Genomic DNA, 13389 nt, shown 5'->3' with positions numbered 1-13389 from the left:
CTCCTTATTGAGGATCCTTCGCTGGTTCAGATTTTTCAGTTGATGCTGTTGCATCTAAATTTTCTTCTTGTGGCGTAACCTTCATTTCAGGTTTTGCTTTTTGTAGCCCCGAAACGATAACGCGGTCACCAACCTGAACACCACTATTCACTAGCCACTTATTACCAACTGCTTGTGATACTTCAATAGTACGCACTTCAACCACGTTGTCTTTATTAACGACCATGGTTGTTGCTTCACCACGAGGAGTACGAATAACAGCTTGTTGTGGGATCAAAATAGCATTTTGACGAATACCATTTTCTAATTTTGTACGAACAAACATACCAGGCAGTAATTCACCTTTAGGATTAGGTACGATTGCACGCATAGTGATAGAGCCTGTGGATTCATCAACGGTCACATCAGAAAATTCTAAATGACCTTTTTGAGCGTAGGATTGACCATTAGTTAAGGTTAAGTGAACAACAGGTTTGCCTTGCTCTTGACGAATAATGCCACTTTCAATTTCATTTTTTAATTTCAGATAATCTTCACTCGATTGTGTCACATCGACATAAATCGGATCGATTTGCTGAACAGTTGTTAAAGCCACTTGCTGACCAGGTGCAACTAATGCGCCTTCTGTTACCGTTGATTTACCTGAACGGCCAGAAATTGGTGCGGTGACTTTGGTATATTCAAGATTAATTTTTGCATTAGTCACTGTAGCTTCAGCTGCTTTTACTGCAGCAACAGCTTGAGCGTACTGAGATGTTGCAGTATCAAAATCTTGTTTACTGACATAATTGGTGCCGAGTAGAGGTTTATAGCGCTCTACAGTTAGGCGAGCAATTTCAGCATTCGCTTTCGCTTTTGCTAAATCAGCTTGAGCACTGTTTAATGTAGCTTGAAAAATAGCAGGATCGATTTGGTATAAAGATGTTCCTGCTTCTACATAACTACCTTCGGTGTAATTGCGTTTTAAGATGATGCCGCCAACCTGAGGGCGAACCTCTGCGATACGATAAGCAGATGTACGACCAGGTAAGTCTGTTGTGATAGTCAGTGGTTTCGCATCTAATGTAACAACACCTACAGCAGGAGCAGGAGGTGGACCTCCAGCAGACTGATTTTTGTCGCCACATCCAGCAATAACCAAGCTGCCTGAAAGCACTAACAGAGCCAGAGGCAAAACCCCTCTGTTTTTTCGCATAAGAAAACCTCTATTCAAAAGTTGTTTCCCGGGATAAAAAATAATTAAGTTGATGAATGATTGCGATGTATAGTACAAACATACATGAATGTATGTAAATTAACTTCAGTCAAAATCGAGGAATAATGGCACGAAAAACTAAACGCCAAGCACAAGAGACAAGACAGCAGATTATTGATGCTGCACTTAGGCTATTTACTGTGCAAGGTGTTTCTGCCACATCACTTTCAGATATTGCAACCGAGGCCGGAGTAACTCGAGGTGCAATATATTGGCACTTTAAGAATAAAGTGGATTTATTTACTGAAGCGTGTGAACTCACCGACTTAAAAATAGAATCATTAGAATTAGAGTATCAATCAAAATATCCAGATGATCCACTATTTGTATTAAGAGAATTGCTTATTTACATATTGACATCAATTGTCGAAGATCCGAAACATAATGCACTTCTAGAAATATATTTCCATAAGTGCGAATTTGTTGGTGAAATGACACCAATTGTTGAAATCCGCCGAGAATTATGTGCAGCCGATTACTCTAGAATAGAGCAATCTTTATCTCGCTGTATCGAAAAAAAACAACTTCCTGCCAACCTTGATTTAAGAAGAGCCGCGATTATGTTAAGAGCTATGATGACAGGGCTTGCTGAAAATTGGTTATTTTCACCAGAAAGTTTTTCTATTAAAGAGGAAAGTCAATATTTGGTTGATAGTTTTATTGATATGATTAAGCATAGCGTCAATATGAGAATATCGGCGCTATCTTAATTTATTCTTAAACATAAGGAAGAAGTTCATGAGCAAAGTATTAGTGATTGCAAATGGTGCAGCATACGGTAATGAATCATTATTTAACGCACTGCGTTTATCTATTACTTTAAAAGAGCAACATCCAGAAACGCAATTAAATATCTTTTTAATGTCTGATGCGGTAACCGGTGCACTGGCTCATCAGCAACCCAAAGAAGGTTACAACCTCCAACAAATGTTAGAAATTTTAACGGCACAAAACGTCCCTGTTAAGTTATGCAAAACCTGTACAGATACTCGTGGTATCAGTGAATTACCTTTAGTGGATGGTGCTGAACTTGGGACATTGGTGGACTTAGCACAATGGACTCTCGACGCGGATAAGATTTTGACTTTCTGATCAATATTCTGTTTTCTCAGGGGAGAAACATCTAGGCGACTTGTTCTAATGACACTGCCAATTTCAAGTAATTGGATTATACTAAGAGGCAGTTTTTCAATATTCATTGAACAAGTTGCTCAATATGCGTGGATCTAACGTTTTTATTCGATTAAATCATTTTATTTCGACAATATTTATTGTCTCTATCCTCTTTGTTTTGTTAGGAAATATACTTTTTACCCCGGCTAAAGCAGAAACAGTCAGCAATAATTTACCCACCAAAGAAAGTATTCAAAACCAGCTTAATTTATTAAATAAACGTAGTGACTTAAGTGCCGAAGATAAACTCACTATTGGTGATCTAGAGCAGGCATTGCTACTTCTTGATAATATTCAACAATTAGAGAAAAAAGCAGACGACTATAATAAGACAGTAGAGCAATTACCAGAAAAGCTACGCAGTATTCAAAATCAATTAAGTCAATTAAAACAGAAAATAGCGAACAAAGAAGTTGATGATTACCGCCAATCTTTAGAGAGCCTACCGCTTGCAACTTTAGAGTCGCAATTAGAAGAGGTTTTACAATCCTTAGCGAAAGCACAGGAAGATTTAGCTAATTACAGTAATGAGCTTATTGTTTTACAAACGCAACCAGAAAGGGCGCAATCTGTCTTATTTAATAACTCAGAAAGATTGCAACAAATACGAATTGCATTAAATAAAAGCAGTGCAGATAAAGCTCAAATGCGATCTTCTTCTGTGCAACTTTTACAATTAGAACAATATTATTTGCAACAACAAAACAGTTTTCAAAAACGAACACTGCAATCTAATGTACAGCTACAAAGCTTATTACAATTACAGCGTGATTATAGTTCAGCGTATATTGACCTCTCTCAAGAGCATGCTCAACTACTGCAAGAGATCTTAAGTGATAAACGTTTAGACAGTTCAGAAGAGGTTGCCAAAGAGGCGCAGACGGCAGAGCTGAGTAATCAGGCGATTAAAAATAACGCTTTTTATTTAGCTCAAGCTGATATTAATAAAAAACTCAGCGATAAGCTGATTATTACTACACAAAATAATAATGAGTTAAATCGTCATAGTTTAATGGTCAAAAACCGCCTAGATAGAGCTATCCAATCAGAGCGCAATCTTAAAGAGCAAATTGATGTATTGAAAGGGAGTCTGTTGCTCTCTCGTATTCTGTTTGAAGAGCAAATTGAGCTACCTGATGATATCTTTATCAATAAGTTACCGGATAAAATTGCCGACTTACGTTTAGAACAGTTTGAAATCAATAAACAAAGAGATCAGATTTTTCAGCCGAATCTTTATATCGACCAATTAATGCAAGAGTACCAAGCCGCACATCCGGAAATTACTGATAAAAATGAGCTAAAAGAGCTACATAATGCATTATTACAACTGATTGATGCGCGACGAGATCTACTGGATAAGCTCAATAATCAACTGGGTAGCCAAATTTCTGAATCTATTAATTTACAGATGGATCAGCAACAGCTACGTAGTGTGGTGAGTTCATTAGAAAACACCTTAGCGCAACAAATATTCTGGGTAAGCAGTAATAAACCGATTAACCTCAGTTGGTTCTCAACCTTTCCAGATCAGGCAGTGGCTGAATTTCAAAGTTTTAAACTCAACTGGTCAAATGAAAATCTGTTGACCGGGGCTAAAAAATCATATCCTGTACTGATTGCGCTAATTTTGTTCAGTAGCATACTGGTTTGGCAACGTAAAAAATTTGATAAGCAGTTTGATAAATTAAGTGCTGATATTAATAAGCTTAATAAAGATACGCAGTTACATACTCCATTGGCTTTAGGGATTGTTTTCTTAAAAACATTACCCCTTTCTTGTATTGTGTTAGCGATAGGATATTGGCTTATTAATAGCTTTAATGTGCAACAAGAGTTTATCTGGTCTTTTACTTGGCAGTTTGCGGTATTTTGGCTGATGTTTGAGTGGTCTTATCGTTTAATGTCGGATAATGGAGTGGCCGTTAATCACTTTAATATCCCCCTAGAGCGAGTACAACAAAATCGTAAACGTTTATTACGTTTATCGCTCCCCATGCTGCCAATTATTTTACTTTCCGCTTATGGTATTAATAACCCATTATTGTTAGTTGGCGATGTGATTGGTCAATTAGTGACAATTATTTCACTCTTTTTTATTAGTCTGTGTGCATTACCTTTTTGTCGTGAAATGTGGCAAGAAAAGGGTAATCATGTTGTGAGAACAGTGGTTATCACCTTATTAACTTTCTCGCCTTTACTTTTAATGGGGTTAGTTATTTTTGGTTATTATTACACCGCACTACGTTTAGCCAATCGTTGGATTGATAGTTTATATCTACTTATGTTGTGGTTTATTGCTTACCACGCGAGTTTACGCGGTCTTACTGTTGCAGCAAGACGACTGGCGTATCGTCGAGCGCTAGAGCGCCGACAAGCGATGCTTAAAGAGAAAAAAGAGGGGGACGATAACACTCTTGAGCCAATCCAAGAGCCGCCGATGGATATGGAGCAGATAAATCAACAATCATTAAGATTAACCACAATGATCTTATTTATTATCTTTGCTTCCAGTTTTTATGGTATTTGGTCTGACTTTATTACAATCTTTACTTACTTAGATGGTATTACGCTTTGGCATTATAATTTGCCTACAGAGTTAGGTAATGTGGTTAAAGCTGTGACGGTTGCGGACTTACTCCTCTCTTTTGCCATTATGGCTATCTCTTGGTTTATGATAAGAAACCTACCGGGTTTACTCGAAGTTCTTATTCTTTCAAGAATTAAATTACAGCAAGGCGCTTCTTACGCCATTACGACTATTCTGACCTATATTATTATTGCGATAGGTACAATTGTTTCGCTGGGGATATTAGGCGTAGCATGGGAAAAACTACAATGGTTGGCGGCAGCCTTAACGGTTGGTTTAGGGTTTGGTTTACAAGAAATATTCGCTAACTTTGTTTCAGGGATAATTATCTTATTTGAAAGGCCGGTCAGAATTGGTGATACGGTGACAATTGGCTCTTATTCTGGAACAGTGAGTCGTATTCGTATCCGAGCAACCACGGTAACGGACTTTGATCGCAAAGAGGTTATTATCCCGAATAAAGCCTTTGTGACTGAACGACTGATCAACTGGACATTATCTGATACTGTCACACGTATTATCATTCAAGTCGGTGTTGCTTATGGTTCTGATTTGGATAAAGTGAAAACCATTTTAATGAAAGCAGCAAAAGATAATCCCAAAGTGATGACTGAGCCAGAGCCTGTGGTGCTGTTTACCGAATTTGGGGCTAGCACGCTAAATCATGAATTACGTTTTTATGTTAGAACGCTTGGGGATAGAAATACTGCTATCGACGAAGTCAACCGCGCTATTGATAAGCTTTGCAATGAAAATGATATCAATATCGCGTTTAACCAATTAGAAGTGTATCTGCATAATAAACGAGGGGAAGAAGTGCAAGAAATAAAAAAAGGTCCTCTTGATGGTTCAACACCTGAAGCGAATACGCCATTTAATTAAGTAGTAAGATGTTTAGTTAGCGGTTTGATTATCTCGTTTTTTCTCATAATCAACTCGCACAATTTCCAGTGCCTCAAGTACGGTGTTGGGATCAATATGATTGGTTTCAAATAAGTAAATCAAATCAACCGCTAACTGAACTGATTTAGGGGCATCTTTTAATTCCATTATGGCTCCGATTAATATTTATCTTCTTGTCGTTCAATACTCTTTTCTATAGAAACTAGGGCACTTTTACAACGTGCTAGGCGATTTTCAAGAGCTGCGATCTCTTTTTGTAATTCTTGTTGGCGTACAAAGCCTTGTGCTTGAGTTAAAGCAAGCTCTCTATCTTGGATCATCGACTGTAATCGGCGCTCGTAATCCTGATGTTGGGCAAGTTTTTGGTATAAATCGACACTTTTTTTGCGTTGACTAAGCTGGTTTTCTTGCTTTCTTAGTGTTTGTGTCGATAATTCACGAGTTAATGCTTCAATTTGTTGTAGGATTTGTGTTGCCAGAAACTTAACTTGCTGGCTACGTTGTGCCTCAACACAAGTTATTAACTGAGTAAAATTATCGCGGATCTGTTGCATATAACCACCAAGAGAATCACTACGGTGGTGAAATAGTGCTGTGTCGAAGCAAGGTGCTGCAATTTTTTTGTTTGCAATTGGCGCTAAGGTTTCGGCGAGATTGTCGATCTGTTTTTTAAACAAACTCAATGGATCTGTTTTTTTCATTTGGGCTTTGTACCTGTTTTGCTAAAAACATGAATTGACTTAAAGCAACAAAAAAGAGTTGTTCACTGGCTTTCTGTTGCATTTTAACGGCATATTGCATAGATTCTATCGTTTCGTTTTTTATTATGGCACTGATTATGACTGCTAACGCGCAACAACTGCAATTTATTAAAGACAGCATTGAAACCATTCCTGATTACCCTAAAGAAGGGATCTTATTCCGTGATATTACGACATTACTGGATAATCCCGTGGCATATCAGGCAACGATTGATTTATTAGTTGAGCACTATCAAGGTCAGGGTATCACTAAAGTTGTAGGTACCGAAGCCCGCGGGTTCTTATTTGGTGCCCCAGTTGCTTTACGTTTAGGTGTGGGTTTTGTGCCAGTGCGTAAAAAAGGTAAATTGCCTCGTGAGACGCTTAGTGAAACTTATGATCTAGAGTACGGTACAGATACATTAGAGATCCATAAAGACAGCATTACGGATAAAGATAAAGTATTAATGGTTGATGACTTATTAGCAACTGGTGGTACTATCGAAGCGACTGCTCGTCTTATTCGTCGTTTAGGTGGAACTGTAACAGAAGCTGCATTTATTATCTGTTTACCTGATTTAGGCGGTATTGAACGTCTAGAAAAAGAAGGGATCCATAGCTTCACATTAGTTAATTTCCCAGGGCATTAATGCTTTTTTAGTGTCAATCAGATGCTTAATGCATTTGTTGGTAAATACTTATCATCGTGCGGGTGTATCAAAATGTATGACCCAATACATTGGGCCCGCACAATAGTCACCGCTTTAAAGTGTGCGGATAATTTCATCAATATCTCATTTGTTTCCTACAGATCTCGCTCAATAGGCTATCCCTGTGTTAGCATAGAGATAAATCTTGTTCATATTTAGCGGAATCAATGAGCTATCAGGTACTTGCCCGAAAGTGGCGCCCACAAACTTTTAACGATGTTGTCGGTCAACGTCATGTTTTGACCGCATTGGCTAATGGTCTTGATCACCAAAGGTTGCATCATGCTTATCTTTTTTCTGGCACTCGCGGTGTTGGAAAAACGACGATCGCCCGTCTATTTGCTAAAGGGCTGAATTGCGAAACAGGCATAACCAGTAAACCTTGTGGTAAATGTGCTAATTGCCTTGAGATAGAGCAAGGGCGTTTTGTTGATTTAATAGAAATCGATGCGGCATCAAGAACGAAAGTTGAAGATACGCGAGAGCTACTCGATAATGTTCAATATGCGCCGGCTCGTGGTCGTTTTAAAGTCTATCTTATTGACGAAGTGCATATGCTTTCTCGTCATAGTTTTAATGCGTTACTTAAAACGTTAGAAGAGCCACCTGAACACGTTAAATTCCTGTTGGCTACCACAGATCCTCAAAAACTACCTGTTACTATCTTATCTCGTTGTTTGCAATTTCATCTGCGGGCACTTGATGTTGACCAAATAGCGACACAGCTTGAGAAAGTACTATCCGCAGAACACATTGAAAATGATGTGCGAGCACGCCAATTAATTGCCCGTGCAGCAGATGGAAGTATGCGTGACGCATTAAGCCTAACCGACCAAGCAATTGCGAGTGGCGAAGGTATTGTAAGTACAGAAGTCGTTAGTCGTATGCTAGGCACGATTGATGATGCACAACCATTAGCACTGATTGAAGCTTTAGTAAAAGCAGATGGCCAACAAGTGATGTCGTTGGTTAATGAGGTTGCTTTAAGAGGAACGGATTGGGAAAACTTTTTAGTCGAAACGCTCTCATTATTACATCAAATTGCGATGTTACAACTTTTGCCGAGTGAAAATAATCCCCAAGAGCAATTTACACAAGAGCGTTTACGTTTATTAGCCAAATCAGTGTCGCCACAAGATTTACAACTTTATTATCAAACTTTATTAGTTGGGCGAAAAGAGCTGGCTTATGCGCCAGACAGACGTATGGGTGTAGAAATGACCCTTCTCAGGGCGCTTGCTTTTCATCCTAAAACTGTCATTGATGAAATCCCTACGGCTCCTTTAGCGCAAACATTGCCTTTAGCATCACAGCCGAATCAACAGCGAGTTGAAACATCGGAGCCTCAAGTGAGAAGCAATATGGCAACGGCGACACCCAAAGTATCACCGTCGCCAGAAAACAGTGCTGCATTAGGAAATAGCCCTGCGGCACAACTGCTAAGAGCACGGCAAGCCATAAGGGGAGCTGAGCAAGAGACGCCACCAAAAAAGCCTCAACCGGCGACGCCTAAACAGGCTAAGCCGGCTGCTAGTGCATTAGAGCGGCTAGCAGCCGTCAGTGAAAAACGCCAGCAAAGGGTTAATGAAAAACGGTCATCTGTTGCAGTCGAGAAAAAGAAAAAAGAAGCTTATCAATGGAAGCCACAAAATCCACAGGCACAAGTAACAGAGCCCGTGGTCTCTTCACCGAAAGAGATCAAAGAAGTTCTTGAGTATGAAAAAACGCCTGAATTAGCCGCTAAAATTGCGCAAGAATCGCAACAGCGGGACGAGTGGGCGGCGGAAATAGCTAAAATGCCATTGCCGAAGTTAGTGCAGCAGTTAGCGTTAAATGCCTATAAAGAGACGGTCGGTGAAGAAACGATCATTTTGCATTTACGCAGTAAGCAGAAACATTTAAATTCAGCAAATGCACTACGAACACTGACAAATGCGCTAAGTGAATTGCATGGAAAAGCAATTTCACTCACAATTATAGAAGATGATAATCTAACGGTTAAAACGCCGTTAGAATGGCGACAAGCCATTTATGAAGAGAAGTTGGCGCTAGCGCGTCAATCGATTACTACGGATAAAACCATTCAGACATTACAGCACTATTTTGATGCTGAATTGGATGAAGAGAGTATCCGGCCTGTTTAATCGCAACATGTTGTATATTTCTATACAGCGTAGCTTTTACAAAGAGAGACAATTATGTTCGGAAAAGGTGGTTTGGGCAATCTGATGAAACAGGCCCAACAGATGCAAGAAAAAATGCAGCAAATGCAAGAAGAGATCGCAAACTTAGAAGTCACTGGTGAATCTGGTGCTGGCTTAGTGAAGATCACTATCAATGGTGCTCATAATTGCCGTCGTGTTGAAATAGATCCTAGTCTGCTAGAAGATGACAAAGAGATGTTAGAAGATCTGATTGCTGCCGCCTTTAATGATGCTGCACGTCGTATTGAAGAGACACAAAAAGAGAAGATGGCATCAGTCTCTAACGGTATGCAATTGCCACCAGGCTTTAAGATGCCATTCTAATGCAAACTAGCCCTCTTCTTGAATCATTAATGGAAGCGTTGCGTTGTTTACCCGGCGTCGGACCAAAATCAGCGCAACGAATGGCTTTTCATCTGCTTCAACGTGATAGAAGCGGAGGAATGCGACTTGCACAAGCATTAACGCGTGCAATGTCTGAAATTGGTCACTGTTGTGATTGTCGAACATTTACTGAAGAAGAGCGTTGTACGATCTGTGCTAATGCTCGACGTCAGCAAAATGGTCAGATATGCGTAGTGGAAAGTCCAGCAGATATTCATGCTATCGAGCAGACAGGGCAGTTTGCGGGTCGATACTTTGTGTTAATGGGACATCTATCTCCGCTAGATGGCATTGGTCCCATGGATATTGGCTTAGATAGACTTGAAGAGCGTCTAAGCCAAGAGCCTATATCAGAAGTGATTTTAGCCACCAATCCTACGGTGGAAGGTGAAGCTACAGCAAACTATATTGCTGAGATATGCGCTCAATATGATATTGCTGCTAGCAGAATAGCACATGGCGTGCCTGTTGGTGGTGAATTAGAAATGGTGGATGGTACCACGTTGTCACACTCTATCGCGGGACGCCAGAAGATCCACTATTAATACACAAAAGATTTAATAAAAAAGCACCTTGTTATCAATATAATGAGGTGCTTTTTTTTTTGATTTTACTATCACCTTGACTGATATTGTTAATATTGCCTCAATTATATTAATAATGACTATTTGTTGCTTATTTGTGATCTAAATCTCCCTTTTTTGTGTAATAAAAGAGATTTTTTATGGAATTAATAGTTTTCTAACTTATTGATAGTCATAAATTTGTTATCTCGATCACAAAAAAAATACCTTTTAACATCAGTAAAACCACTCAACTGAGAAAATAGACCGCTTAACTCACTATATAACCGTTTAGCGATTTAATAATACTATTCATCAGACATTCTTCATATGATGTCACTGCGGGTCATTATTTTCATATTCGCTCAAATTATTATCAATTGTCCCGTACTACTCTTTGGCTGTTCGGTCTTGCCTGAAAAAAAGGTGTCTCATGAACAAAAATACATTTCTTAAGCACATACCTTGGGTGATCCTCGGGATTATTGGTGCTTTTTGTCTGTCAGTGGTTGCACTACGCCGTGGTGAACACGTCAGTGCATTATGGATAGTTGTTGCTTCTGTTGCGGTCTACTTAGTCGCTTATCGTTATTACAGTCTTTATATTGCTCAAAAAGTAATGAAGCTCGATCCTACTCGAGCCACTCCTTCAGTAATTAATAATGATGGTTTGAACTATGTTCCAACTAATCGTTATGTCCTCTTTGGTCACCACTTTGCCGCTATTGCGGGTGCTGGACCGCTTGTCGGGCCAGTATTGGCTGCCCAAATGGGTTATTTACCCGGTACACTGTGGTTATTAGCTGGGGTGGTACTTGCTGGAGCCGTACAAGACTTTATGGTGCTGTTTATTTCGACGCGCCGTAATGGTAACTCTCTCGGTGAGATGATAAAGAAAGAGATGGGGCCTGTTCCAGGAACTATCGCGTTGTTTGGCTGTTTCCTTATCATGATCATCATTCTTGCAGTGCTAGCCCTGATTGTAGTGAAAGCATTAGCAGAAAGTCCTTGGGGAGTATTCACCGTTTGTTCAACAGTACCTATTGCCCTATTTATGGGGATCTATATGCGCTATATTCGCCCAGGTCGTGTGGGTGAAGTATCTGTTATTGGTATTGTTTTACTGATTGCCGCTATTTGGTTTGGTGGCGTTATCGCGAGTGATCCTTACTGGGGACCAGCATTAACCTTTAAAGACACCACTATTACTTTTGGGTTGATTGGTTATGCGTTTATCTCTGCTTTACTGCCAGTATGGCTGATTTTAGCCCCTCGTGATTATTTAGCGACTTTCCTAAAAATTGGTGTAATTGTTGGTTTAGCTATCGGGATTGTTATTCTAAATCCTGAGTTAAAAATGCCAGCGATGACCCAATATATTGATGGTACAGGACCATTATGGAAAGGGGCTCTATTCCCATTCTTATTTATTACTATTGCTTGTGGTGCAGTTTCTGGTTTCCACGCACTGATTGCATCAGGTACAACGCCTAAATTGATCGCCAATGAAATGGATGCGCGTTTTATCGGTTATGGCGCAATGTTAATGGAATCATTTGTTGCGATCATGGCATTAGTGGCTGCCTCTATTATTGAACCAGGTCTCTATTTTGCGATGAATACACCGCCTGCCGGATTAGGCATTACAATGCCAAATCTGCATGAGTTAGGGGGTGAAAATACCGCAATGATTATGGATCAATTAAAAGATGTTACCGTACACGCGGCTGCGACAGTTAGCTCATGGGGCTTTGTTATCTCTCCAGATGAGATTTTACAAACCGCCAAAGATATAGGTGAGCCTTCTGTACTTAATCGTGCTGGTGGTGCACCTACATTAGCGGTGGGTATTGCTATGGTGTTCCATAAAATTTTACCTGCGGCAGATATGGGCTTCTGGTATCACTTTGGGATCTTATTTGAAGCACTCTTTATTTTAACGGCATTAGACGCAGGAACTCGTTCTGGTCGTTTTATGCTGCAAGATTTACTAGGTAATTTTATCCCATACTTGAAGAAAACAGACTCTTTTATTGCTGGTGTTATCGGTACAGCAGGTTGTGTCGGTTTATGGGGTTATCTATTGTACCAAGGTGTTGTTGACCCGCTGGGTGGTGTTAAGAGCTTATGGCCACTGTTTGGGATCTCCAATCAGATGTTAGCGGCTGTTGCACTTGTTTTAGGTACGGTCATCTTAATCAAGATGAAGAGAACGAAATACATCTGGGTAACCGTTATTCCTGCGGTATGGTTATTAATTTGTACAACATGGGCGCTAGGATTAAAACTGCTCAGTAATGATCCGCAAATGGAAGGTTTCTTCTATCTTGCTAATGAGTACAAAGCGAAAATCTTAGCCGGTGGGGCAGATCTTACTGCCGCAGAAATCACCAATATGAACCACATTGTGATTAATAACTACACCAATGCAGGTTTAAGTATTCTGTTCTTAGTGGTTGTTTACAGCATTATTTTCTACGGTATCCGTACCGCAATGAAAGCACGTAAAAATCCGAAAGAGTCAGCACAAGAAACACCATATGTACCTATGCCAAAAGATGTGAAGATATCTTCAGGTCATTAATCTTAGGCGAATAGGCTAAAAACCCCCGTACTCACTTAATGAGTGCGGGGCTTAGGAGAAACTTATGTTTGGTAATTTAGGGCAAGCTGGAAAATATCTAGGACAAGCCGCTCGTATGTTAATAGGTATTCCTGATTATGATAACTATGTGCAGCACATGAAGGACAACCATCCTGATAAACCAGTGATGACCTATAACGAGTTTTTCCGTGAACGTCAGGAAGCCCGTTATGGTGGCGGTGATGGTAAAGGTGGTTTCCGCTGTTGCTAATAATCTGTAAAG

At 39.8% G+C, this 13389-nt stretch carries 12 protein-coding genes; 9 read left to right on the top strand and 3 right to left on the bottom strand.

What is annotated here, in order from left to right; genetic code table 11:
* Positions 1–4 precede the first annotated feature (4 nt).
* The gene (locus AACV01_RS00995) at positions 5–1195 is read right to left on the bottom strand and encodes an efflux RND transporter periplasmic adaptor subunit (RefSeq protein WP_020945214.1); all 1191 of its coding nucleotides are present in this window, start codon (positions 1193–1195) and stop codon (positions 5–7) included.
* Positions 1196–1320: 125 nt separating this feature from the next.
* On the opposite strand from AACV01_RS00995, the gene acrR reads away from it, so the two are divergent.
* The 3 genes from acrR (at position 1321) to mscK (ending at position 5900) form a co-directional block, all read left to right on the top strand.
* On the top strand, positions 1321–1965 hold the full coding sequence (gene acrR / locus AACV01_RS00990; protein ID WP_004245070.1) for a multidrug efflux transporter transcriptional repressor AcrR: 645 nt from the start codon (positions 1321–1323) through the stop codon (positions 1963–1965).
* 28 nt (positions 1966–1993) lie between these two features.
* The gene (locus AACV01_RS00985) at positions 1994–2347 is read left to right on the top strand and encodes a DsrE/DsrF/TusD sulfur relay family protein (protein WP_004245069.1); all 354 of its coding nucleotides are present in this window, start codon (positions 1994–1996) and stop codon (positions 2345–2347) included.
* Positions 2348–2471: 124 nt separating this feature from the next.
* On the top strand, positions 2472–5900 hold the full coding sequence (gene mscK, locus AACV01_RS00980; protein ID WP_161682315.1) for a mechanosensitive channel MscK: 3429 nt from the start codon (positions 2472–2474) through the stop codon (positions 5898–5900).
* A 12-nt stretch (positions 5901–5912) separates the two neighbouring features.
* Here the strand turns inward: mscK and rsmS are convergent, their stop codons facing one another.
* Entirely contained in the window at positions 5913–6068 is a 156-nt protein-coding gene (gene rsmS, locus AACV01_RS00975) for a pleiotropic regulatory protein RsmS (RefSeq protein WP_004245067.1), read from the bottom strand.
* Positions 6069–6079: 11 nt separating this feature from the next.
* Positions 6080–6622: a primosomal replication protein PriC gene (priC, locus tag AACV01_RS00970; RefSeq protein WP_004247249.1), complete on the bottom strand. Its 543-nt coding sequence runs from the start codon at positions 6620–6622 to the stop codon at positions 6080–6082.
* A 137-nt stretch (positions 6623–6759) separates the two neighbouring features.
* On the opposite strand from priC, the gene apt reads away from it, so the two are divergent.
* The 6 genes from apt (at position 6760) to AACV01_RS00940 (ending at position 13377) form a co-directional block, all read left to right on the top strand.
* Positions 6760–7311 (top strand): adenine phosphoribosyltransferase, encoded by a 552-nt coding sequence (apt, locus tag AACV01_RS00965; RefSeq protein WP_161682313.1) that lies wholly within the window; start codon positions 6760–6762, stop codon positions 7309–7311.
* Positions 7312–7538: 227 nt separating this feature from the next.
* Positions 7539–9515, top strand: a complete 1977-nt coding sequence (gene dnaX / locus AACV01_RS00960) for a DNA polymerase III subunit gamma/tau (RefSeq protein ID WP_161682311.1) — start codon at positions 7539–7541, stop codon at positions 9513–9515.
* A gap of 54 nt (positions 9516–9569) precedes the next feature.
* Positions 9570–9899, top strand: coding sequence for a YbaB/EbfC family nucleoid-associated protein (locus tag AACV01_RS00955; protein ID WP_004245060.1), 330 nt, complete (start codon positions 9570–9572; stop codon positions 9897–9899).
* Positions 9899–10504: a recombination mediator RecR gene (recR, locus tag AACV01_RS00950; protein ID WP_004245059.1), complete on the top strand. Its 606-nt coding sequence runs from the start codon at positions 9899–9901 to the stop codon at positions 10502–10504. Before AACV01_RS00955 ends, recR begins: the two co-directional genes overlap by 1 nt.
* 451 nt (positions 10505–10955) lie before the next feature.
* Positions 10956–13106 (top strand): carbon starvation CstA family protein, encoded by a 2151-nt coding sequence (locus tag AACV01_RS00945; protein ID WP_004245058.1) that lies wholly within the window; start codon positions 10956–10958, stop codon positions 13104–13106.
* Between the two features lie 64 nt (positions 13107–13170).
* Complete coding sequence (locus AACV01_RS00940) at positions 13171–13377, top strand: YbdD/YjiX family protein (RefSeq protein WP_004245057.1); 207 nt, start codon at positions 13171–13173, stop codon at positions 13375–13377.
* The last annotated feature ends 12 nt before the right edge of the window (positions 13378–13389 follow it).

It is taken from the genome of Proteus sp. G2609, assembly GCF_963896135.1.
GTDB lineage: Bacteria > Pseudomonadota > Gammaproteobacteria > Enterobacterales > Enterobacteriaceae > Proteus > Proteus mirabilis.
The sequence above is the reverse complement of the archived record's forward strand: the minus strand, read 5'-3'. Positions and strand labels throughout refer to the sequence as shown.